The sequence below is a fragment of the Methylomonas rosea genome (genome assembly GCF_024505055.1).
In the GTDB taxonomy this organism is placed as follows: Bacteria; Pseudomonadota; Gammaproteobacteria; order Methylococcales; family Methylomonadaceae; genus Methylomonas; species Methylomonas rosea.
Genome location: NZ_JANIBL010000012.1, coordinates 58,059 through 78,386, shown reverse-complemented (window position 1 = coordinate 78,386; position 20,328 = coordinate 58,059). Strand labels below are relative to the sequence as shown.

The following is a 20,328-nucleotide window of genomic DNA, read 5'->3' as shown; positions in this document are numbered from 1 at the left end:
CCAGTGCCAGGGTTGCCGACTACCGCGCCAATGGCCGCTCCGCCCGCCGCGCCTATCAAGCCGCCAACGGCTGCGCCTTTGGCAGTGTCTTTAAGGGTGCTGGCCGACTGCGAAGCCAACTGTTCGCATTCCTGCATGTCTTGATTTAACCGGAACGCGTTGGGATCGTTATAAGTGTCCACGGTGGGAGTCCAGCCGGTGGTGGTGGCGCAGCCGGCGACTAACAGGCTGGTTGCTAAAATCGACTTAAACGGTAATTTATGCATGACAAATCTCCTTCAATGATGCTGAATGCACCGATAGTGTTCCAGAGAGTAGTCCATTTTGCACTGTTTTGGAAATTTACAAGTCAAATTGACACTGGCAAGCCTGTCACGTATGATTCGCAGCCTTTTTTATCCGTTTTTATCACCATAGGCAGTAGCACATGAAAAGAACTTATCAACCCAGCAAAATCAAACGCGCCAGAACTCATGGCTTTCGTGCAAGAATGGCTACCGTTGGTGGTCGCCGAGTGATCAATGCGCGCAGAGCTAAAGGCCGCGCATCGCTGACGGTTTAATTGTCGGCGGAAGATTTCGGCTTTCCCGATCAGTATCGGCTAGGGACGCCCGCTGAGTATAAAAAAGTATTTACCAATCCCGTAAAGTCCACAGATAAGTATTTTACGGTGTTGGCGACGAGCAATATCCTGCCGCATCCGCGGCTTGGTTTGGCCATCGCAAAAAAAACTATAAAAAAAGCAGTCGCAAGGAACCGCATAAAGAGGGCTGTCAGGGAAAGTTTTAGATTACAGCGTCAACATATCGTCAGCATTGATATTGTTGTTTTGGCAAGAGGCGACGCAGCAAATGCAGCCTCGCCGATATTGAGGAAGTCATTGGAAAGGCATTGGCATAAACTGGTAGATCGATGCGATTCCTGCTCATAACCCTGATCAAGCTTTACAAATACTTCATAAGTCCTTTGCTGGGGCCCAGATGTCGTTTTTATCCCAGCTGTTCAAGTTATGGCTTAGAGGCAATCCAGATTCATGGTGCTTTCAAAGGCTCTTACCTCACGCTTCGACGATTATTGAAATGCCACCCGTTCCACGAAGGTGGCATTGATCCCGTTCCGGAAAAATTGAGTAAATAACAATGGATAACATAAGATTTGTACTTGTCATGGCGATGTTGATGATCTCCTATATGTTGTGGGAGTCATGGCAGATTGATTACGGTCCCAAGCCGCAGGCCATCATCTCAGACAAGCCCATTGTAGCCGGCGATGCCGGTGCTGTGGCTAATGCGGATCCCGCCCAGCCAGGTGCGCAGCAAACCGCCAGTCAGGCCGCTGCCGCGCTAGTAGCCGCAGACAAAGTCATCAAAGTCAAAACCGACGTGTTTGCCTTGGAAATCGATACCGAGGGCGGCACCTTACGTAATCTCGATCTTTTGCAATATCCGCACGAGAAAGAAAATTCCGCAGTTACTGCGGCCTACGCTTTGATCGGCATGCAAGCGCCCGAGAAAGATTTATCGCCTATCCGCCTGTTTGATAGCAGCCCCGAAAAAACCTTCCTGGCGCAAACCGGTCTGGTAGCCAGTCAAAACTCAGCGGCAGCTCCCGATCATCACGCAGTGTTCACAGCTGAGCAAACCTCTTACGAACTGGCCGACGGCCAAGAGCAAATCAGCATCCCGTTAAGCTGGACTAATCAGCAGGGGTTGAAAGTCACCAAAACCTTTACGTTCAAACGCGGTAGCTATTTGGTGGAAGTCGAGCAAAAAGTCGCTAATCAAACCGCTAACCCTTGGGTCGGTAAGCAGTACGACCAACTGCTGCGGGTCGAGCACAGCGATAAAAGCAACAACAACTTCATCAGAACCTATTCCGGTGGCGTGGTTTACACCGAAAAAGACAAGTACAAAAAAGTCAAATACGAAGATATGGCGGACGACACCTTAAACGTGGTCAGCCAAGGCGGTTGGAGTGCATTTATTCAGCATTACTTTGCCGCTGCATGGATTCCGCCCGCAGATCAGGAAAACCATTTTTACACCAAAGCGTTGAACGATGCCCGTTATGTCATCGGTTCCTATTCGCCTGACGTTAGCGTTCCTGCCAATGGCGAAGCGGTGCTTAAATCCCAATTGTTTGTCGGCCCCAAAATTCAGCCGGTGATGGAAGCCATTGCCCCAGGTCTGGAATTGACTGTCGATTACAGTTGGCTGACCGTGGTCGCCAAACCCATCTACTGGTTGTTAAACCAAATCTACGGCTACGTCGAAAACTGGGGTGTGGCCATTTTGGGTGTCACCTTGTGTATCAAATTGCTGTTCTTCAAGCTGTCTAAAGCCAGCTTCCAGTCCATGGCGAAAATGCGCAAAATTCAGCCGCGTTTGAAAGAGCTGCAAGAGCGTTACCCCGACGACCGTCAGAAGTTCAACACCGAAATGATGGCGATGTACAAAAAGGAAAAAGTGAATCCGCTCGGCGGCTGTTTACCGATCATGGTGCAGATTCCGGTGTTCATTTCCTTGTACTGGGTGCTGATCGAAACCGTGGAATTGCGTCAGGCCGAGTTTGCCTTGTGGATTCACGACTTGTCCGCGCAAGACCCGTTCTATCTGCTGCCGATTCTGTACGGCATCACCATGAAGATTCAACAAAGCTTGAATCCGGCGCCTATCGATCCGCTGCAAGCACAGGTGATGAAAATGTTTCCTATCGTTTTCACCGTGTTCTTCCTGTTCTTCCCATCCGGTTTGGTGCTGTACTGGATCTGCAACAACAGCTTGTCGATCATTCAACAGTGGTACATCACTAAACACGTGCTTGCCGAAGACAATCACGCCCACTAAAACGCATGCTTGACGGCGACACCATAGCCGCCATTGCCACGCCGCCCGGTAACGGCGGCGTCGGCATCATTCGTATCTCCGGGCCGTCCGCGCCCGGAATCGCGCAAAGCCTCACCGGCAAAACGCTTCCCAAACCCCGCTACGCACAATTTGCCAATTTCCTTGATGCTGATGGTCGTGTCATCGATAGCGGTTTGCTGTTGTATTTTGCTGCGCCTGCTTCGTTTACCGGCGAACAGGTAGTGGAACTGCAGGGCCACGGCGGTAGCCTGGTGCTGGATATGTTATTGCGACGCGTGTTGGAATTGGGTGCGCGCCTGGCTAATCCCGGCGAGTTTAGTCAAAGAGCTTTTCTCAATAACAAAATCGACCTGGCCCAAGCCGAAGCGATAGCCGATCTGATCAGCAGTGGCACTGAGCAAGCCGTGCGCTCCGCCCAGCAATCCATGCAAGGGGTGTTTTCCGAACAGATTAACGAACTGATCGACGAGTTGATCGAATTGCGGGTGTTTATCGAAGCGGCCATCGATTTTGTCGACGAAGAAATCGACTTCCTCGGCGATGGCGTAGTTGCCGGACGCATCCAACGTTTGCAAGCCAAGCTCGCCGAAATCTGCAAAACCGCTCAGCAGGGCAGGCTTTTGCATGATGGCATGACCGTGGTATTGGCCGGCAAGCCCAATGCCGGTAAATCCAGTTTGTTAAATGCCTTGGCCGGCCACGATGCCGCCATCGTTACCGACATTGCCGGCACCACCCGCGACGTGCTGCGCGAACGTATTCAATTGGACGGCATGCCCTTGCATGTCATCGACACCGCCGGCTTGCACGATAGTGACAATCCGGTCGAGCAGGAAGGCATTCGCCGCGCCCGCCAGGAAATCGCCAAAGCCGACCGGATTTTATTACTGATAGACAGCACCGACCCGGACAGCGCCAGTCTGGATGCCAGTCTGCCGGCCAACATAGCGGTCACCAAAGTTTTTAATAAAATTGACTTAGTCGGCGGTAAAGCCCAAGTCTTGGAAACCCCGCAAGGCCCGGAAATCCATTTATCCATCAAACACCGGCTGGGTCTGGACTTACTGCGCCAACACCTGAAACAAAGCATGGGCTTTACCGAAAGCTCGGATAACGTGTTTGTCGCCAGAACCCGCCATATCCAGGCCTTGCAATTGGCCGCGCAAGCGGTGGATCGCGCCGCCGAGCAGTTGCAACATCAAGCCCACGAACTGGTCGCCGAAGAATTGCGCCAAGCGCAAACCAGCTTATCTGCCATCACCGGCGAATTTACGTCCGATGATCTCTTGGGAGAGATTTTTTCCAGCTTTTGTATCGGTAAATAGCCCGCTTGGCGCGGCCTGGATCAATCGATTTGTTCCAATACCACCGGCTTGGCGCTAAATACCTCGGCGACCAGTTCCAGTTGTGTGGCAAACAGCGGTAGGGTCGGAATTTTCCAGGCTTTGCCGGTGAATTTTGCCAGGATATTGTTCAACCAAGGCCGGTCCGAGCTGGCGTGGTGAATAATAAAACGGTAGGACTCGCCGTCATTGAACACGGCAAAATCTTCCAGGGTTACTTCAATGGTGTGTTCCTCGCCGTATAGCCGGGTCTGCACGTAGACTTTACGGGCGTCGAGGTCGAAGTTGAACTGGGTCAACTCCGCGATACCTTTCATGATGATGTTCGCGCCCCAAATGATCAGCGCGTTGGGGGTTAATTTGATGACGAAGCGGATCAGACTGGATTTAAAGCTCATGGCGGGCCTTTAGGTGTGCAGGGATAATGTCATGATTTTAAACATTGTTGGCGAGATTGTTTCGTAAATATTTCAACGCGTATCACGCGGCTGTCAAACCTCAAGCGAATCAGGCGCTGGCGACCGACTCGCTCAAATGCGCATACGCCGGAAACGTTTGCAAACGACTGTCGTCCAGCGGTTCGCCGATAGTAAAGTGATACAGGCTTTGCCAGCCGTTATCCTTTAAGCCCAATACACCATGCACAGCGTCGTCGAAGAAGCAGCCTATGCCGGTACCGCGTACGCCGGCGGCTTCCGCTTCCAAGTACAAAATCTGTCCCAGCAGGCCGCTTTCCCAGAATAGCCGGCGATAGCGCCAGGCTTCGGTTTCCACATTGTCGGCAAAGCGCGCCAACATGCCTAAACTAAACGCGCTGTCGCTGGCGATGGGTTGGTGACAGGACAGGGTTTTTGCGGCTTGCCTAACGTTGCCGGCCGTCAGCCGATAAAATTCGAACGGGGCCGCCACCATTTGCCATTCGTAATCGGCGGAACAAACCGGTTTTAATTCCGCCGCCGCATCTGCGGTGCGCGGCAGCAAATACAAGCCAGGCTCCAGACCGGCTACCCGATGCACGAATAGAACGATATTGACTTGCGCCGGCCAATTCCAGGCGGTAAACGGCGGTTTGGCATTGGGGAGCAGCGCGGCCAGCATGCGATGAAAGTCGGCCAAAGGTAGATCCGGCGATTTGCCATTAAAGTGCTGGGCGCTGCGGCGTTGGCGAATCAGGTTGCTGGCAGGGAGGTTGTGGCTGGGTCGCGGTAGATCCAGGCTTGGTAGCGTTACTCGTTCGGCAACGGTGGCTGGCTTGATGGCCTGGGCAGCCACTTCGTCAATAATCGGCCAGCGGTAAAAATGCCGGCCGCTCAAACGTTCGGCTTTCCCGAACCATTCGGCGTTTTGAGCAAGCTCCGGCAAATATTCAGTGGAGAACGCGCCTTCGGCAGTTTGGGTAGCATGCAGCCGGCAGAATAAATCCGGCGCTTCGTGTTCGGTGGCGACAAAATCGTCGCTGCGGTCCAGTCCCAGCCACGCGGCGATGTCGGCATCGGCCGTCTCGCCAAGCAATTCTATCGACCAACCCAGACATGCGGCGGCGTAACTCAAGGCTGCCAGTGCATGGCCTATATCATGTTGGCAATAGCGAAAGGCCCGTTCGCCGTATTTCCAGGCTTCTCGCCAGTGGATGGACGACAGGCCAATATAGATTTCCTTGGTCGCAGTATCGGCAGTAAACCGGCCGCGCCGTTCCAGATGATGATCATGACTGACGTAATGATATACGCCGGGTTGCAACAGATCCGGATCGGTGCAAAGCAAATAAGCCTCGGTCGGATGCAAATTGCCGCTGGACGGATTACAGCGCAAGGCCCAGCGGTCCGGACCGAATTGCTTCCAGGCCGACAAACCAAAAGACAATTCCAATAGCAGACCCAGATTGGCCTGGTTTAGAGGCTGCGGCTCTATCCGTTCCGGTTTGTCCAAGTCAGCAAACAAACAACTTAGCTCGGCGCCGGGTGGCGGCAGTTTCACCGTTTCGCAGCCGTTAAAGCGCCGAAACGGATTGGGTTGGTCGTCCCAATCCAGCGACTCCGGGCCTTTGGCGTAGGCATTCAATTGGTGTTTGGTGCGGTTATGATATTGGATCACGGACTCGGAAGGAGTGGGCATGGGTTGGCCTTAATTAAGCTGAGTGTATATTCATTCAAGCACACGCCATGCCTCGGCGCATGCAAACCTTTGTTTGGCCCATTCCTTACGGTTGTCGGAAGGCCCCTCGGTGGGATATTGGTGGCCCGGGCACGGCATTCCCACGCCTGAGCGTAGGAATGTTACAAAGCAAGACGCTACTTGGCCCAAGGCAATCGCCGACACTTCGGCGGGATGTGGCGCTAGGCGGCTAAACCACCGGTTGAATGCTGGGCGGAATTGGATTAATGGGTAAGCAACTCTTTTTCCGGGACGATCAAGTCCTCGGTCCAGCAACCTATCGGCCGGCCCAAATTTAGATCCTGGTCTTCGAAGCGGACTAAAAAGACCGTGAGCGCAGGATCTTCCTCGACATGTCCTTTCATCACGATGACGCCCCGGGCGCCTTCCAACGCCAGCACTTCGCCTTCTTCGCTATCAGGCATGCTGCCATCGTCAACAATTGTATGCGCGGCGTACACCACATCGCCCAAATCTAAATCTTCTACGTTCATGCTGTGCTCCTGTGAGAGTTTTGTAGTAAAGCCGACAAAAGCTCCCGGTTTGTTGTGAAACGGCGTGCCGATTAAGGTTGGCCAGCTGCCGGCGAGTGAGCAATTTCAGCGGCTTAGCCGAAATTTTCGCGTATGGCATGCTGGTTGCTTTATCTGTTTACAAAATCAATGCCAAACCCGTTCAGGAGACTTAAAGATGATTACATTAACCGAAAGCGCCATCCAAGCCGTGGGTCGTTTTATTAGCAGTTCCGACAAGCCGACCGGTGGGCTGCGCATCGAAGTTACCGATGGCGGTTGCTCTGGTCTGTCTTATGGCATGAAGTTGGAAGCAAAAGAAAATCAAGACGACACCGTCATCGATTGTGGTGCCGTCAAAGTGTTTGTAGACCCGTTGAGCCTGCCCAGTCTGGACGGCATGTCTATCGATTTTGTCGACAGTCTGGAAGGCTCCGGCTTTAAATTTACCAATCCCAACGCGGTTAAAAGCTGTGCCTGCGGATCATCGTTTACCACCGGCGAGAGCGGCGGTTCACCAAAAACCTGTTCTTAAGAATTCGAGGAAATAGCTATGTGGGATTATTCAGATAAAGTAAAAGATCATTTTTTCAACCCCAAAAACGCCGGCGCGGTAGCCGATGCCAACGCCATAGGTGAAGTGGGTTCCATCAGTTGCGGCGACGCGTTGCGTCTGACTTTGAAAGTCAACGACGACACCGAAGTGATCGAAGACGCCGGTTTTCAAACCTTTGGTTGCGGTTCCGCGATTGCCTCATCTTCGGTTTTAACCGAAATCATCAAAGGCTTGACCTTGGATGAAGCCTTGAAAGTGACCAACCAAGAGATCGCCGCCGAATTGGACGGCCTGCCGCCGGAAAAAATGCATTGCTCGGTGATGGGCCGGGAAGCCTTGCAAGCGGCTATAGCCAACTATCGCGGCGAAGAATGGAAAGACGATCACGAAGAAGGCGCGCTAGTCTGCAAATGCTTCGCTATCGATGCAGTGATGATCGAAGAGATGGTGTGGGCTAACAAACTGCGTACCGTCGAAGACGTGACTAACTACACCAAGGCTGGCGGCGGTTGCGCGGCCTGCCATGAAGACATCGAAGCGATTCTGGAAAAAGTCTTGAAAGAACGCGGCGAGGCTTTCGATCCAAATGCAAAACCCGTCGCCAAGCCAGAACCTGTGGCAGCCAAAGGACCGATGACTAACTTGCAACGCATCAAGAAAATCGAGGAAGTGATCATGTCCTTCCGTCCGCAATTGATGGCCGACGGTGGCGATGTCGAGTTGGTGGAAGTGGTCGATAAAACCGCTTATGTGAACATGACCGGCGCTTGCAACGGTTGCCAAATGTCAGCCATGACTATCGCCGGTATCCAACAACGCTTGATGGAAGTGATGGGCGAATTCATTAAAGTCGTTCCTGCCTCGCAAATGCCTAAATTGGTGACCATAGAGGAGGCAAGTCATGCCTGATATTTATCTGGATAACAACGCAACCACCAAGGTGGATAGCGCGGTAGTCGATGTGATGATCCCGTATTTTACGGAACAGTTCGGTAACCCGTCGTCTATCCATCGCTTCGCCGACGGCGTGGCGAAGGCGATCAAGAAAGCGCGTTCGCAGGTGCAAGAACTGATTGGTGCGGAGCACGATTCGGAAATTATTTTCACCTCTTGCGGTACTGAGTCTGATTCTACGGCGATTTTGTCGGCCATCAAGGCCCAGCCGAACCGCAAGGAAATTATCACTACATCAGTCGAGCATCCTGCGGTGTTGGCTTTGTGCGAAAACCTGGAGAAAGAAGGCTACACGATACACCGGATGCCGGTGGACAAATGCGGCCGCTTGAATTTGGAAGCTTACAAAAACTTGTTATCCGATGAAGTGGCTATCGTATCGGTCATGTGGGCGAACAACGAAACCGGTACCATCTTTCCGGTGGTAGAAATGGCCGAGATGGCCAATGCGGCCGGCGTGATGTTTCATACCGACGCGGTGCAAGCGGTCGGTAAAATTCCGATGATGTTGCAAGACACCAAGATCGATATGTTATCGATTTCCGGACACAAACTGCATGCCCCCAAAGGTATAGGCGTGCTGTATTTAAAGCGCGGCACTCGCTTTCGTCCGCTATTGCGCGGCGGCCACCAAGAGCGCGGGCGCCGGGCCGGTACCGAAAACACCGCCTCCATCGTTGGCTTGGGTAAAGCCTGCGAATTGGCGGCAGAGCATATGGAATATGAAAACGTGCAAGTCAAAGCCATGCGTGATCGTCTGGAGCAAGGCATTATTGCCACTGTACCGCACTGCTTTATTACCGGCGATTTGAATAACCGGCTGCCCAATACCACCGATATTGCGTTTGAATATATCGAGGGCGAAGCGATTTTAATGTTGCTGAACAAAGCGGGCATCGCGGCGTCGAGTGGCTCGGCGTGTACCTCGGGTTCTTTGGAGCCTTCGCATGTGATGCGGGCGATGGATATTCCTTATACCGCTGCACACGGCACTATCCGCTTCTCGTTCTCTCGTTACAACGATATGAGCGAGGTAGACGAAGTACTGAAAGTGATGCCAAGCATTGTCGCCACCTTGCGCAAATTGTCGCCGTATTGGGATAGCGTGAACAATTGCCCGGTTGCCGATCCGGAACAGGCTTTCCAGCCCACCTACGCTTAAAGATATTTGCAGTTAATCGTTGCTCCCGCTTTTGCGGGAGCGTCTTGTTTAAAGCCCGCCATAAATCCTGGTCACCATCCTGTAAAGCCGCTGCGGTCTAATAAGGATGATCACAAATGCGATAACCGGTGTCACCGGTACCGGCGCAATATCGACAATGAATAATCCCAACAGGCTTAAAAAGCACTTGGTTCTGCTCTGTCTGGTTTGTTCCGCTGAATAGATCGGGGATACCTCGGCAGGTTCGCTGGCGTTGGCGTACATATTCTCGATTAAGGTCCTAAACCAGCGCAACCGCATACATACCAATCAAACAACCCGGTGAAACGGGCCCGAAGCCTATGATGGCAAACAGGGAAAACACGGCAAGGCATTTTATTTGGGATGAGTTTATGGTGGGCTGACTCTGTGAAACAGTAGAAGATATACGTTATTACCGGCCATTGCCTTCCCGCCGCTCTCAAACAAAAAAGGCGGTTGTTTAACCGCCTTTTCTGGATTTGGACGAGCTATTTGATCAAACTTTCCGGGTTTTTCTGGTAAGACCCAGACCGGCTAATGCGGTGCCGAACAACCACACGGCGCCAGGTAAAGGAACGGCGGCAACGGTAAAGTTGATATTGTTAATGCCGTTGTTCCAGTCGGTTCCCAATATAATATTCAGCGAATGTGCGGTCAGGTTGGGTGAAAAAGTCTGTGCAGCGAAACGAGAAACTTCGTAGGGCCCGTAATTGACCAGAATATTGGAAAAATCATTGCCATCGACCACTCGGAAATTAGTAGCAGTCAACGTGGAATTAACGGCTCCTGTTGGATATGCAGCAACGTCGAAACTATTAAGGGTTACAGATTGATTAGGATTAACCGCAGTCAACTTGATGCTTAAAAGCAAGCCGCTGGTGTGGGCAAACGCTGCGGTATTGAGGTCTGCGTATCCATCATTCCACAACAAAACATCCGAATATGCCACCGAGCCGTCCAGGTTCAAGCTTGAATAAGATACCGTCACATCAGCTGTAGAGCCATATCCGGCAAGAATTGGATCATAATCGTCAAAGGGCTGTAAGGCATCGAAATTAATTATGGCTGCCTGAGAGTCAAATGCGGCGGCAACCAGAATTAGTGGATAAATTTTTTTGGATAACATCTTAAAACTCCTTCAATCTTTGTGTAAGTTAAGTCTATCGATTCACTGCAATCCGGCAAAAGTGGACACAGATTTTGGTGGACTAAACAGTTCTGCAAACAGCGGGCCATTTTTTTTGTTTATTTAATATTGAATTAATTCAATGGCTTAGTCGCGTCTTTCTGTCGAAATTCTATACGTAGGTACTTTAAATACCTGGTTATGTAAATAAAGCTGACACTGTTGGCGAGGGGCAATATTTCGAATGCATCGATTAAACGCTAATTCCGGAACACGCCAATATTTTCCCGGTTTGCAAACACCGGAAAAAGGGAAAACAGCGAAAGGATTGGCTGCGTTCCCCAAGTTTTGACTTACGCCGGACGGCGTTTGCCGAAAAGCAAGCCCGTCATTCCGCTAACCAAGAACACGATGGAGCCGGGCAGCGGTACTTGGCTCACTACCGCGTCGGCAAACAGCGCATGCACTTGTGTAGTGGGATGGAAATCGTCCCAAAACACTCGGCCAGTCGGATCGGCACAAACTTCCGGCAAACTTACGCAGGCTTCAGTGCTGTTAGTAAATCCGTAAGCGGTCGGGTTCTGAACCAGATTATTAAAAAAACTATAAGAATCGAATTGCACGATTTGCGTGTCGGGGAACAGTTTGGATAAGGTACCGAGTTTGTCCGCCAGCTCTTGGTTGAATTCTAGGGAATAGTTTTGTGCTGCCGCTGCGACGACTGGAGGTAGTGATTGCGCAAAGGGAGTAATGCTCAAATCCGGTAAATTCGGCACCACGATGTGTTGCGCGCCAATGCCAATTAACGCACCGACGTAGCCGGCGATATTCCGCGCCGCCAATGTCGCGGAATCGTCGGTCAAAAAATCATTGGCTCCACCCCATACAAAAAAAAGCGAGTCAGGGGTGACGGCGTTGGTATAGCTCGATGAAAAAAGGCCTAATTGTTGGACCATGCCAGGCAGACTAAGCGGCGCGTATAAGTTGCCTGGGCTGGTTTGACTGCCGCCATCGCCCTCGTTGCCTATCCCCGTGGTCGAACCGGCGACCGCGAAATTAAAGAAATTGCCGGCATTCCCACCACCCGAAAGAACCGAGTTGGCTAAATACTCCACGGCGGTCGGGCCGTTGCTAATGCGCCCTTGATAATAGGTCGGGCATGGGTGGTCCGGATCGCATTGCCCGGCCAGATTGTAAGCACTTAATACCGAGGATGCGCTAGATCCGCTGTCGGAGAGGCTATCCCCGAAAACGAATAAATTTGCAAAAGGCGTAGCGCCAGCTTGGCTGCTTGCCAGGAAAAATGCAAAAAATAGCGCGAGAGCACAGGGGGGCTTCGTCATGTCTATCTCCAGTGGGTTATGTATGAATCTACAAATATATTAAATAAAGCCCCTCGCTACTTAAGCCAAGATCCGGGAAGCTCCATATTTTTTAAGTCACGTTTGTAGCAGTGCGTTGGCGCGCTTATCTGCGCTTTAAATAAGGTACGCATTTTGTCAAAGCGCTCGGATCGGTACCTTGTGCGCTATCTCAACAATCGCCACGGAATTGAGATGGCACCAGCGTAACCCAGGCTGAGTGTTCTCGGCAACTTCTAACGCTTTAGTCATGTTGCGGGTCTTTTCTTGTGGATGTGGACGGACGGATTTGCCTATGTGTTGATCGATTGTCGCATTTCTGACAATTTCGTCTTCAACTATTGGGATTGTCTTGTCGGCATTGCGCCAACCCCTCGTTCCAACCCTTAAATCTCCGCAGTTTTTCAGTTGGCAAGTCTTTTGCATTAGTCCTATCGAAGGCGTTATTCACGCACCGGTTTTCAAGTATTTAACTTTGCGACTCAAGGTTCCACCATGAAAAGCAACTCCCGCACCATTATCATCGACGACACCACGCTCCGCGACGGCGAACAATCGGCTGGCGTGGTGTTCTCGCTGGCGGAAAAGTTGGCGATTGCCGGACAGTTGTCCGTGTTGGGTGTACCGGAGTTGGAGATTGGTATTCCGGCCATGGGCGCACAGGAACGTGATGAGATCAAAGCCATCGCGGCATTAAAACTGCCCAGTAACTTATTGGTGTGGTCCAGGATGCGCGAAGAAGATTTGCAACACTGCCTGGGGTTGGGCGTCGGCACGGTGGATTTATCGATTTCCGCGTCCGATCAACATATTCAGCACAAACTCAAACAAAGCCGGGCCTGGGTGCTTGCCACCATCGAGCGTTGCGTGAAAACTGCGGTTGATGCCGGTATGCAGGTGTGCGTGGGTGCCGAGGATGCTTCCCGCGCCGACAGCGATTTTCTGGCTTTGATGGCCGAGGCTGCGCAAGCTGCCGGCGCCTGCCGGATTCGCTTTGCCGATACGGTCGGCATCATGGAACCGTTCGGTGTGTTTGAAGCGATTCGCAAACTGCGGGCCGTCACCGACATGGACATAGAAATGCACGCCCACGACGATCTAGGCTTGGCAACCGCCAACACCTTGGCTGCGGCATTTGCCGGTGCGACTCATGTTAATACCACGGTAAACGGTTTGGGCGAGCGGGCCGGTAATGCAGCCTTGGAAGAAGTGGTCGTCGGTTTGAAACAACTGTACGGTTTTGAAACCGGCGTGGATTTGCGTAATTTCCCCGTACTGTCACGTCAGGTTGCGACCGCATCCGGCGACACAATAGGCAGCCGCAAAAGTCTGATTGGCCGCGATGTGTTCAGTCACGAAGCCGGCATTCATGTTGATGGTTTGTTGAAAGATCCCAACAATTATCAAGGTGTCGATCCCGCCTTGGTCGGCCGTAGTCACCAGCTGGTGCTGGGCAAGCATTCCGGCAGTCAAGGCGTGATGCACGCTTATAAACAACTGGGTATCCAAATTAACCGCTGGCAGGCCGGCCGCCTGCTGCCGCTGATTCGCGAGTTTGTCAGTTTGCACAAACGCGCACCGCAATCGACCGATTTAAATCAATTTTTACACAGCCTATAGCGAGGTGTCAGATGAGTAGCAATCGTCAAAAACCAGCCGTGCCCAGCACCGCCAAAGTCGACGTACCACAGCAAACTGCGGCGCAGCACGAACTGCCTGATGACCGTTACCCCGGTTCATTCTTCCGGGTGCCCGGCGTGCCCATGCCAGGCAAAACCACCTGGAGCTTGGCAAAATGATGTTCTTCTCGCCGTCGCGTCCCAGCGTTGCGTCTGGACTCTGGCAAGACTGGCGCGACGATGTGGCTTGCGTGTTTGCCCGGGATCCGGCAGCACGCGGTTTACCGGAAGTATTGTTGGCTTATCCCGGCGTACACGCCGTATTGCTGCATCGGGTTACTAATCGCTTGTGGCATGCGGATTGGAAATTGACGGCACGCTTATTGGCGGCTTTCGCCCGCTGGCTGACCAACGTCGATATTCATCCCGGCGCGACGATAGGTAAGCGCTTTTTTATCGATCACGGCGCTGGCGTGGTGATCGGCGAAACCGCCGAAATCGGTAACGATGTGACCATGTATCACGGCGTGACGCTGGGCGGCACCACCTGGAACAAGGAAAAACGCCATCCGACGCTAGGCAACAATGTGTTGATCGGTGCCGGTGCCAAGATCCTCGGTGCGATCAATCTGGGCGATAACGTCCGGGTCGGCGCCAACTCGGTGGTGATTAAAGACGTGCCGCCATGCTGCACCGTCATCGGCATTCCCGGCCGGATTATCCAGCAAAAAGGTATAAAAATTCAGGATCCGCGCGGTATCGATCTGGACCACCATTTGGTGCCGGACCCGGTCGGCAAAGCGCTGAGTTGCTTGGTGGACCGTCTGGACGAATTGGAAAACAATCAAAAACGCTTTGTGGTGGCGGAAGAAACCTGCGGCAGCTGCGAAGCGGAAGGTGTCTGTCACGGCGAGGACGTGGTGGTATTGAAGCAAGCGGCGGGTGGTAAGTGATGGAAATGGATCTGTTGCAATTTGACGCCAAGGACCTGTACTACGAGAAGGCGGACAGCCAGGAAGTGGAGGACTTGATCAAATACGCCTCCGAACTTTACGCCACTGGCGAAGCGGAACTGCCGTTATTACAAGCTTATTTGCGGGCACCGGAATCCTTGAATGTGCTGGTGTCTTTAAATCGATTTTATTACTACCAGCATCGGCTGACGGATGCCTTACTGATTTCCGAACGAGCCCTGACGCTGATCCGGCCCGGCATCGATTTTCCGGAAGATTGGCGGCAGCTGGAAAGAGAGCATATCAGCGAGGCACCGAAAGACTTGCTGACCCGGATCAGGCTGTATTTGTTCACCTTGAAATCAATCGGATTTCTGAACATGCGCTTGGAGAACCTGGAATTGAGCAAGGCGATTTTTGAAAAATTGGTGTCATTGGATGACAAAGACCGGATTGGGGCACGCGGATTGTTGGAGTTGGTCGTGCGCCGTCAAGAAGCAGCGGAAGGGATTTTCCGCATGCCGGAAGTTTTCGGGTAGGCATCGCCCCATATCAGATGCAAACGCTAAGTGATGTTTGTTGTTCCGCGCAATTAACCTAAAGGTGATCGCCATGATGAAGAAACAAAAATCCGATCCATTTTTGGCCCAAACAGCTGTGATGCTGGTGGTTTTATTAGTGGTGTATGCATTGGGAGAACAACCTGCCAATCTTGATCACCTGATGATGAGGTAATGACGATGAGTTTAGAAGAAGATATGGAAGAGCTGGAGGCCGCGGAAGATTTTCTGCGGTATTTCGAGCTGGAATACGATACGACCGTCGTCCACGTCAACCGGCTACATATCCTACAGCGTTTCCACAATTATCTGAGCCAGGCCGGCGAGAACATGCCGGAAGACGAAGATGCGCAACGGGAAGTCTACAAAAAGCTGTTGCATCGCGCTTACAGCGACTTTGTGGACTCCGACGCACAGACCGAAAAAGTATTTAAGGTCTTTAAGATGATGGAACCGCAAACCGTGTTTGTTTCACTAGGCGATATTAAAACATGATAGAAGAACGTTACGACGAAGAGCGCTTCGAATTCGGCGAGCGGGTCAGGCTGACGCGTAACGTTCGCAACGATGGCACTTATCCGGGCATGGATGTTGGCGATTTCTTGCTGCGCCGGGGTAGTGTCGGCAACGTCATCGAAGTCGGTACTTTTTTGCAGGATCAAGTGATCTACACCGTGCATTTTCTGGATGCCGGGCGTATGGTCGGGTGCAGGGCCGAAGAATTGATCTCTGCGGATGCACCTTGGAATCCCAGCCGTTTCGAGTTCCGTGATCAGGTGGTGTGCACGATCGACATACCCACCCAAGAGGGTAGTTACCCGGCCGGCACGCAAGGCGAAATCCTGAAAGTGTTGCGCGACAGCAATCCCTTGCTCTACCACGTGCGTTTTCCGGGTAAAACCATGCAGGTGCCGGAGAGCGTGTTGGAGCCCGCAGACCCGGCCACGTTTAAAGAACCGGAGGCATAATGATGAGCCAGACGTCGATAGAGCCTTACACCCTGTTGCGGGCCGCCTTGAGCCTATTTCAGAAGGCGCCGGCCGAATTGGAGCAACTGCAATTGCGCCAGGTGGAAGTGCAAGCTAAAAACGAATACGAGATCGAAGGCCGGGTATTGAGTTCGTCCGAAGCCACCGGTGTGGTGATTTCCGACACGGAATTGGATAGAGCCTACAAGGAAGTGCGCGGCCGCTTCGAAGACGAAGACGCATTTTTAGCCGCATTGAGCGCCAATGGATTGGATGTTGAGCTACTGAAAGCCGCCTTGTACCGGCAGTGCAAGGTTGATGCGGTAATGGATAGAGTGGCAGCGCGCGCGCCCAAGGTCAACGAGGTGGAAATCGGCATTTTCTATCACTCGCACCCGGAAAAATTTCACAAACCTGAAACACGTCAGGCCAGACATATCTTGATCAGTATTAATCCGGATTATCCGGACAATACTCGCGATGCTGCCTGGCGGCGGATTAACGAGATTCTCGGCACCTTGAAACGCAAGCCGCATAAATTTGCCGACCTGGCGCTGAAATATTCGGAATGTCCGACGGCGGTGCAGGGTGGCGAAGTGGGAACAGTCGCCAAAGGCACCTTGTTTCCGGAACTGGATGCGGTATTGTTTAGTTTGAAAGAAGACGCCATCAGCGATGTGGTGGAAACCGAGATGGGCTTTCATGTCATTCAGTGCCTGAAAATTATCCCGGCCGAAACCATGTCCTTAAAAAAAGCGACACCGAAGATCCAGCAAATTATGCTGGATCGTTCCCGCAGAACTTGCCAGCGTACCTGGCTGGCCAGTCTGCCCGCAGTCAACAGGAGTGCCTAACATGGTAAAAGAACCCAAGCATTGTTCGTTTTGCGGTATCGAAGCGTCGGCCGCCGTGCCGATGATCGCCGGCACGGAAGGTTACATTTGCGAAGCTTGCGTGATGTTGGCCAGCCAAGTGGTATCCAGCTGGGGCAAGAAAAAAGAATTAGCCGATATGCAGGGGCCGTTGCCCAAGCCGGCGGAAATGAAGGCCATGCTCGATCAGTATGTGATCGGCCAGGATTTGGCTAAGGAAATTTTGTCTGTAGCGGTGTATAACCATTACAAACGCCTGAAAAACGTCAGCCGCAAAGCCGGCGGCTTGGGTGAGTCCGATGATAGTGTGGAAATCGGTAAATCCAATATCTTGATGATAGGTCCCTCAGGCACCGGTAAAACTTTGCTGGCGAGTACGCTGGCAAAAATCGTCGGCGTGCCGTTTGCCGTGGCTGATGCGACGACCTTGACTCAGGCCGGTTATGTCGGCGATGACGTGGAAAATATCCTGGTGCGCTTGCTGGACGTGGCCGACGGCCAGATCAGCAGAGCCGAGTGGGGCATGGTTTATATCGATGAAGTAGACAAGATCGCCCGCAGCCCGGAGCAAGCCTTTGGCACGCGCGACGTCTCCGGCGAAGGCGTGCAGCAAGCTTTGTTGCGGCTGGTGGAAGGCTCGCAAGTCAAAGTCTCCGCCAAGGGCCGGCGTAAGGATCACAGTGGTAACGACTCGGTGATGATCGATACCAGCAATATTTTGTTTATTGCCGGCGGCGCGTTTCCGGGCCTGGAAAAGCATGTGGAAAAACGCCTGTTGCCGCCGAAAACGGCTATCGGTTTCCATGCCGAAGTCAGCAATCCCGACGACAAGCCGACCTTGGAAGCGATGCTGAACGCTACTCAGCCCGATGATTTGAAACGCTTTGGCTTGATCCCGGAATTTATCGGCCGTTTCCCAGTGCTGGCGCCACTAGAGCCTTTGGACGTGGACGCCTTGATTCAAGTGTTGACCGAACCGAAAAACGCCTTGGTCAAACAATACCAACACCTGTTCGCCTTCGATGAAGTTGAATTGGAGTTTACCCAGGAAGCCTTGGCCGAAATCGCTGAAAAAGCCATTGCCCGTAACACGGGTGCGCGCGGCTTGCGCGGCATCATGGAACACGTATTGCGCCGCACCATGTTCGATTTACCCTCCAGGCCTGATGTCGAACGTTGCATCGTTAACGCCGAGGTGATCCGCGGCGAAGCGGAGGTCGAAGTGGTGCCGCGGGAGAAATCCGGCGAGGCCGAAGACTTAAAGCGGTTGTCGGGCGGGGAATAAGCTTGCGGATGGGCTTTACCAAGCGAAGCTCATCAGTCGTATTGAAGAATTTTAGTTAATTGAGAAAACACAATGAGCGTTAAAGAAAAAATCTTGCAACAACTTGCCGAAAATCCGGTGATTATTTACATGAAAGGTGTGCCTAGCGCTCCGGAATGCGGTTTTTCCGCGAAGACTATCGGCATCTTGAATGAAACCAAGGTACCTTACGCTTACGTCAACGTCTTGCAATCGCCGTTCATCCGCGAAAAACTGCCGTCCATTTCCAAATGGCCGACCTTTCCGCAAGTGTTCATCAAAGGCGAATTGGTCGGCGGCGCCGACATTGTCGAGTCCATGTATAAAGACGGGACCCTGTTACCGCTATTACAAGCGACGGTTCAGCCCGTCGAAACTGCGGACGCCAGCCAAACCATTACCCATTCCGAAGTGGAAGCCTTGATTCTGGCTTCCTATCCGGGCGCAACCATCGGCATCGAAGGCGCCGGTTGCGATTTAAACATCACCGTGGTCAGCGAATTGTTCGCCGATCAACCTATGATCAAACAACATCAAGGCGTTATGGCAACTTTGAGTGCGCCGCTGGCTTCCGGCCGTTTGCATGCCGTCACTCTGAAGACGCATACGCCTGAAGCTTGGGCCGCGCTCCAGCCGGCAGCAAATCCGGGCTTACTCCAAATTCAAATCTGATCTAGTTAACAAGGAGACAACACTATGGCAAAAGTAGGCATTTTTTTCGGAACCGATACCGGCAACACGCGTAAAGTAGCCAAGACCATTGCTACGAAGTTGGGCGATGCAGCCGACAAACCGGTCAATATCAACAAAGCCTCCGTGGACGATTTGCTGGCCTACGACGTGTTGATCGTCGGTTCGCCGACTTACGGGGAAGGCGAACTGCCCGGCATGAGCGCCGGACACGATAACGAGAGCTGGGAAGAGTTCTTGCCGACGCTGGTCGGTGCGGATTTTACCGGTAAAACCGTGGCGATCTACGGCTTGGGAGATCAGGAAGGTTATCCCGGCAATTTCGTCGACGCGGTGGGCTTCCTATACGACGCTTTTGCCGATGCCGGCGCGACCATCGTCGGTATGACCAGTAGCGAAGGTTATACCTTTAAAAAATCCAAAGCCTTGCTGGGCGACCAGTTCGTGGGTTTGGTGTTGGACGAAGACAATCAGAAAGAACTGAGCGAAGGCCGTCTCAGCGCTTGGCTGGACTCAATTTCCTCCGCCTGGGCTTGATAGGCGAGCCATGATCGAAGAAGCGGCCGTCGTTACCCGCGTTAGCGATGGCCGTACCTGGATCAAAAGTCTGCAAAGCAGTGCCTGCAGCGGCTGTGCGCAACATCAGTCCTGCGGCACCGCCACGCTGGCAAAAGTCCTCCCCAAACGCGAGTTTGCAGTCGATTGCGAGATAAACCTGCAAGCCGGCGACCATGTGATGGTGGCGATAGACGATAGCCAACTGCTGCTCACGTCGCTGTTACTCTATCTGGTACCGCTGATTTTCATGCTGCTTGGCGTCGGCTTGGCCGAAGCCTGGCTACCCCCGCCCTATAACACCGATTGCTTACCCGAAGTGGCCTTGGCGACATTGCTGTCTGGCTTTTGGTTGATTAATCGCAGTCAAAATCTGTTACTGCTTCATCTTTGCTTTAAGCCGCAGATTGTCAAGAAGCTCGGTATTGAGTGATTTTTCGGTTGTCGGCGCGCATTCTGATCAAACACCGCCAAGTGTTTCAATCGCAAAACAGCCATCCATTCCGATACGAATCCGGCCAGATTTTGAAAAGCTTGGATCGACCGATTGCGGATCGCTGCGCAGCGGCCGTAAGTGACTGCCCTTGAATAGATATTTGCTTGCCAAGCAATGGACGCTTGATTGCGAGACATGTCCTCTGTCTGCTGGGAGAGTTTTCGGCAATCAATGAAGAAGCTGTCAGGCTGAAGGTGTTTCTTAAATTATGCGATTGCCGTTTTATAGAACTCAAGGTTGATGCGTATAAATAGAC

26 protein-coding genes are annotated in these 20,328 nt (G+C 52.4%); 20 read left to right on the top strand and 6 right to left on the bottom strand.

The window, feature by feature from the left end:
* The coding region (locus tag NP589_RS05840; protein WP_256606137.1) for a hypothetical protein at positions 1-266 on the bottom strand (266 nt) is incomplete at its 3' end.
* A gap of 161 nt (positions 267-427) precedes the next feature.
* On the opposite strand from NP589_RS05840, the gene rpmH reads away from it, so the two are divergent.
* The 5 genes from rpmH to mnmE are packed head-to-tail and all read left to right on the top strand — an operon-like array spanning position 428 to position 4,192.
* Entirely contained in the window at positions 428-562 is a 135-nt protein-coding gene (gene rpmH, locus NP589_RS05835; RefSeq protein ID WP_036273143.1) for a 50S ribosomal protein L34, read from the top strand.
* Positions 563-931 carry a ribonuclease P protein component gene (gene rnpA, locus NP589_RS05830; protein WP_020483364.1) on the top strand — a complete coding sequence of 123 codons (369 nt, stop codon included), beginning with the start codon at positions 563-565 and terminating at the stop codon, positions 929-931. It begins immediately after the preceding gene.
* On the top strand, positions 913-1,137 hold the full coding sequence (yidD, locus tag NP589_RS05825) for a membrane protein insertion efficiency factor YidD (protein ID WP_082769240.1): 225 nt from the start codon (positions 913-915) through the stop codon (positions 1,135-1,137). Before rnpA ends, yidD begins: the two co-directional genes overlap by 19 nt.
* A 2-nt stretch (positions 1,138-1,139) precedes the next feature.
* A complete protein-coding gene (yidC, locus tag NP589_RS05820) occupies positions 1,140-2,846 on the top strand; it encodes a membrane protein insertase YidC (protein WP_256606136.1) in 1,707 nt (568 codons plus the stop codon).
* Between the two features lie 5 nt (positions 2,847-2,851).
* Complete coding sequence (mnmE, locus tag NP589_RS05815) at positions 2,852-4,192, top strand: tRNA uridine-5-carboxymethylaminomethyl(34) synthesis GTPase MnmE (protein WP_256606135.1); 1,341 nt, start codon at positions 2,852-2,854, stop codon at positions 4,190-4,192.
* A 20-nt stretch (positions 4,193-4,212) separates the two neighbouring features.
* On the opposite strand, the gene NP589_RS05810 is transcribed toward mnmE, so the two are convergent.
* From NP589_RS05810 to NP589_RS05800, 3 genes are all read right to left on the bottom strand, one after another.
* Positions 4,213-4,608 (bottom strand): hypothetical protein, encoded by a 396-nt coding sequence (locus NP589_RS05810; RefSeq protein WP_256606134.1) that lies wholly within the window; start codon positions 4,606-4,608, stop codon positions 4,213-4,215.
* A 109-nt stretch (positions 4,609-4,717) separates the two neighbouring features.
* Positions 4,718-6,325 (bottom strand): SagB/ThcOx family dehydrogenase, encoded by a 1,608-nt coding sequence (locus NP589_RS05805; protein ID WP_256606133.1) that lies wholly within the window; start codon positions 6,323-6,325, stop codon positions 4,718-4,720.
* Between the two features lie 263 nt (positions 6,326-6,588).
* Positions 6,589-6,858 (bottom strand): nitrogen fixation protein NifZ, encoded by a 270-nt coding sequence (locus NP589_RS05800; RefSeq protein ID WP_256606132.1) that lies wholly within the window; start codon positions 6,856-6,858, stop codon positions 6,589-6,591.
* Between the two features lie 196 nt (positions 6,859-7,054).
* Here NP589_RS05800 and NP589_RS05795 point away from each other — a divergent pair, with 196 nt between their 5' ends.
* From NP589_RS05795 to nifS, 3 genes are read left to right on the top strand one after another with little or no spacing between them, the layout of a single operon-like run.
* Entirely contained in the window at positions 7,055-7,411 is a 357-nt protein-coding gene (locus tag NP589_RS05795) for a HesB/IscA family protein (protein ID WP_192393142.1), read from the top strand.
* A gap of 18 nt (positions 7,412-7,429) precedes the next feature.
* Positions 7,430-8,341, top strand: a complete 912-nt coding sequence (gene nifU / locus NP589_RS05790) for a Fe-S cluster assembly protein NifU (protein ID WP_256606131.1) — start codon at positions 7,430-7,432, stop codon at positions 8,339-8,341.
* Positions 8,334-9,548 carry a cysteine desulfurase NifS gene (nifS, locus tag NP589_RS05785; RefSeq protein ID WP_256606130.1) on the top strand — a complete coding sequence of 405 codons (1,215 nt, stop codon included), beginning with the start codon at positions 8,334-8,336 and terminating at the stop codon, positions 9,546-9,548. The genes nifU and nifS overlap by 8 nt, the downstream gene beginning before the upstream one ends.
* 517 nt (positions 9,549-10,065) lie before the next feature.
* Here the strand turns inward: nifS and NP589_RS05780 are convergent.
* Together NP589_RS05780 and NP589_RS05775 are read right to left on the bottom strand one after the other, a co-directional pair.
* Positions 10,066-10,695 carry a PEP-CTERM sorting domain-containing protein gene (locus NP589_RS05780; protein ID WP_256606129.1) on the bottom strand — a complete coding sequence of 210 codons (630 nt, stop codon included), beginning with the start codon at positions 10,693-10,695 and terminating at the stop codon, positions 10,066-10,068.
* A 353-nt stretch (positions 10,696-11,048) separates the two neighbouring features.
* Entirely contained in the window at positions 11,049-12,038 is a 990-nt protein-coding gene (locus tag NP589_RS05775) for an SGNH/GDSL hydrolase family protein (RefSeq protein WP_256606128.1), read from the bottom strand.
* Between the two features lie 513 nt (positions 12,039-12,551).
* On the opposite strand from NP589_RS05775, the gene nifV reads away from it, so the two are divergent.
* The 12 genes from nifV (at position 12,552) to NP589_RS05715 (ending at position 20,009) form a co-directional block, all read left to right on the top strand.
* The gene (nifV, locus tag NP589_RS05770) at positions 12,552-13,676 is read left to right on the top strand and encodes a homocitrate synthase (RefSeq protein ID WP_256606127.1); all 1,125 of its coding nucleotides are present in this window, start codon (positions 12,552-12,554) and stop codon (positions 13,674-13,676) included.
* An 11-nt stretch (positions 13,677-13,687) separates the two neighbouring features.
* Complete coding sequence (locus NP589_RS05765; protein WP_165385990.1) at positions 13,688-13,855, top strand: hypothetical protein; 168 nt, start codon at positions 13,688-13,690, stop codon at positions 13,853-13,855.
* The gene (cysE, locus tag NP589_RS05760; RefSeq protein WP_371929645.1) at positions 13,855-14,628 is read left to right on the top strand and encodes a serine O-acetyltransferase; all 774 of its coding nucleotides are present in this window, start codon (positions 13,855-13,857) and stop codon (positions 14,626-14,628) included. Before NP589_RS05765 ends, cysE begins: the two co-directional genes overlap by 1 nt.
* Positions 14,628-15,167, top strand: coding sequence for a hypothetical protein (locus NP589_RS05755; RefSeq protein ID WP_082879490.1), 540 nt, complete (start codon positions 14,628-14,630; stop codon positions 15,165-15,167). The genes cysE and NP589_RS05755 overlap by 1 nt, the downstream gene beginning before the upstream one ends.
* A gap of 73 nt (positions 15,168-15,240) precedes the next feature.
* Positions 15,241-15,363, top strand: a complete 123-nt coding sequence (locus tag NP589_RS05750) for a hypothetical protein (protein ID WP_256438917.1) — start codon at positions 15,241-15,243, stop codon at positions 15,361-15,363.
* A 5-nt stretch (positions 15,364-15,368) separates the two neighbouring features.
* Positions 15,369-15,683, top strand: a complete 315-nt coding sequence (gene nifW, locus NP589_RS05745) for a nitrogenase-stabilizing/protective protein NifW (RefSeq protein WP_026146992.1) — start codon at positions 15,369-15,371, stop codon at positions 15,681-15,683.
* Positions 15,680-16,156 carry a nitrogen fixation protein NifZ gene (locus tag NP589_RS05740; protein ID WP_064006981.1) on the top strand — a complete coding sequence of 159 codons (477 nt, stop codon included), beginning with the start codon at positions 15,680-15,682 and terminating at the stop codon, positions 16,154-16,156. The genes nifW and NP589_RS05740 overlap by 4 nt, the downstream gene beginning before the upstream one ends.
* A gap of 2 nt (positions 16,157-16,158) precedes the next feature.
* Complete coding sequence (gene nifM, locus NP589_RS05735; protein WP_371929643.1) at positions 16,159-17,010, top strand: nitrogen fixation protein NifM; 852 nt, start codon at positions 16,159-16,161, stop codon at positions 17,008-17,010.
* A gap of 1 nt (position 17,011) precedes the next feature.
* On the top strand, positions 17,012-18,313 hold the full coding sequence (gene clpX, locus NP589_RS05730) for an ATP-dependent Clp protease ATP-binding subunit ClpX (RefSeq protein ID WP_256606124.1): 1,302 nt from the start codon (positions 17,012-17,014) through the stop codon (positions 18,311-18,313).
* A gap of 72 nt (positions 18,314-18,385) precedes the next feature.
* Positions 18,386-19,003, top strand: a complete 618-nt coding sequence (gene grxD, locus NP589_RS05725) for a Grx4 family monothiol glutaredoxin (RefSeq protein ID WP_256606123.1) — start codon at positions 18,386-18,388, stop codon at positions 19,001-19,003.
* A 24-nt stretch (positions 19,004-19,027) separates the two neighbouring features.
* On the top strand, positions 19,028-19,558 hold the full coding sequence (locus NP589_RS05720; RefSeq protein ID WP_064006977.1) for a flavodoxin: 531 nt from the start codon (positions 19,028-19,030) through the stop codon (positions 19,556-19,558).
* A 10-nt stretch (positions 19,559-19,568) separates the two neighbouring features.
* On the top strand, positions 19,569-20,009 hold the full coding sequence (locus NP589_RS05715) for a SoxR reducing system RseC family protein (RefSeq protein WP_256606122.1): 441 nt from the start codon (positions 19,569-19,571) through the stop codon (positions 20,007-20,009).
* Positions 20,010-20,328: the final 319 nt, after the last annotated feature.

Excerpts from the sequence above, each read along its gene's own strand:
- cysE (WP_371929645.1), top strand. The coding sequence starts at position 13,855 with ATGTTCTTCTCGCCGTCGCGTCCCAGCGTTGCGTCTGGACTCTGGCAA.
- nifM (WP_371929643.1), top strand. The coding sequence starts at position 16,159 with ATGAGCCAGACGTCGATAGAGCCTTACACCCTGTTGCGGGCCGCCTTG.
- NP589_RS05750 (WP_256438917.1), top strand. The coding sequence starts at position 15,241 with ATGATGAAGAAACAAAAATCCGATCCATTTTTGGCCCAAACAGCTGTG.
- grxD (WP_256606123.1), top strand. The coding sequence starts at position 18,386 with ATGAGCGTTAAAGAAAAAATCTTGCAACAACTTGCCGAAAATCCGGTG.
- nifU (WP_256606131.1), top strand. The coding sequence starts at position 7,430 with ATGTGGGATTATTCAGATAAAGTAAAAGATCATTTTTTCAACCCCAAA.
- rpmH (WP_036273143.1), top strand. The coding sequence starts at position 428 with ATGAAAAGAACTTATCAACCCAGCAAAATCAAACGCGCCAGAACTCAT.
- NP589_RS05720 (WP_064006977.1), top strand. The coding sequence starts at position 19,028 with ATGGCAAAAGTAGGCATTTTTTTCGGAACCGATACCGGCAACACGCGT.
- NP589_RS05775 (WP_256606128.1), bottom strand. The coding sequence starts at position 12,038 with ATGACGAAGCCCCCCTGTGCTCTCGCGCTATTTTTTGCATTTTTCCTG.
- clpX (WP_256606124.1), top strand. The coding sequence starts at position 17,012 with ATGGTAAAAGAACCCAAGCATTGTTCGTTTTGCGGTATCGAAGCGTCG.
- yidC (WP_256606136.1), top strand. The coding sequence starts at position 1,140 with ATGGATAACATAAGATTTGTACTTGTCATGGCGATGTTGATGATCTCC.
- mnmE (WP_256606135.1), top strand. The coding sequence starts at position 2,852 with ATGCTTGACGGCGACACCATAGCCGCCATTGCCACGCCGCCCGGTAAC.
- NP589_RS05755 (WP_082879490.1), top strand. The coding sequence starts at position 14,628 with ATGGAAATGGATCTGTTGCAATTTGACGCCAAGGACCTGTACTACGAG.
- nifV (WP_256606127.1), top strand. The coding sequence starts at position 12,552 with ATGAAAAGCAACTCCCGCACCATTATCATCGACGACACCACGCTCCGC.
- NP589_RS05800 (WP_256606132.1), bottom strand. The coding sequence starts at position 6,858 with ATGAACGTAGAAGATTTAGATTTGGGCGATGTGGTGTACGCCGCGCAT.
- NP589_RS05780 (WP_256606129.1), bottom strand. The coding sequence starts at position 10,695 with ATGTTATCCAAAAAAATTTATCCACTAATTCTGGTTGCCGCCGCATTT.
- NP589_RS05805 (WP_256606133.1), bottom strand. The coding sequence starts at position 6,325 with ATGCCCACTCCTTCCGAGTCCGTGATCCAATATCATAACCGCACCAAA.
- yidD (WP_082769240.1), top strand. The coding sequence starts at position 913 with ATGCGATTCCTGCTCATAACCCTGATCAAGCTTTACAAATACTTCATA.
- nifS (WP_256606130.1), top strand. The coding sequence starts at position 8,334 with ATGCCTGATATTTATCTGGATAACAACGCAACCACCAAGGTGGATAGC.
- NP589_RS05795 (WP_192393142.1), top strand. The coding sequence starts at position 7,055 with ATGATTACATTAACCGAAAGCGCCATCCAAGCCGTGGGTCGTTTTATT.
- NP589_RS05765 (WP_165385990.1), top strand. The coding sequence starts at position 13,688 with ATGAGTAGCAATCGTCAAAAACCAGCCGTGCCCAGCACCGCCAAAGTC.
- NP589_RS05810 (WP_256606134.1), bottom strand. The coding sequence starts at position 4,608 with ATGAGCTTTAAATCCAGTCTGATCCGCTTCGTCATCAAATTAACCCCC.
- NP589_RS05740 (WP_064006981.1), top strand. The coding sequence starts at position 15,680 with ATGATAGAAGAACGTTACGACGAAGAGCGCTTCGAATTCGGCGAGCGG.
- nifW (WP_026146992.1), top strand. The coding sequence starts at position 15,369 with ATGAGTTTAGAAGAAGATATGGAAGAGCTGGAGGCCGCGGAAGATTTT.
- NP589_RS05715 (WP_256606122.1), top strand. The coding sequence starts at position 19,569 with ATGATCGAAGAAGCGGCCGTCGTTACCCGCGTTAGCGATGGCCGTACC.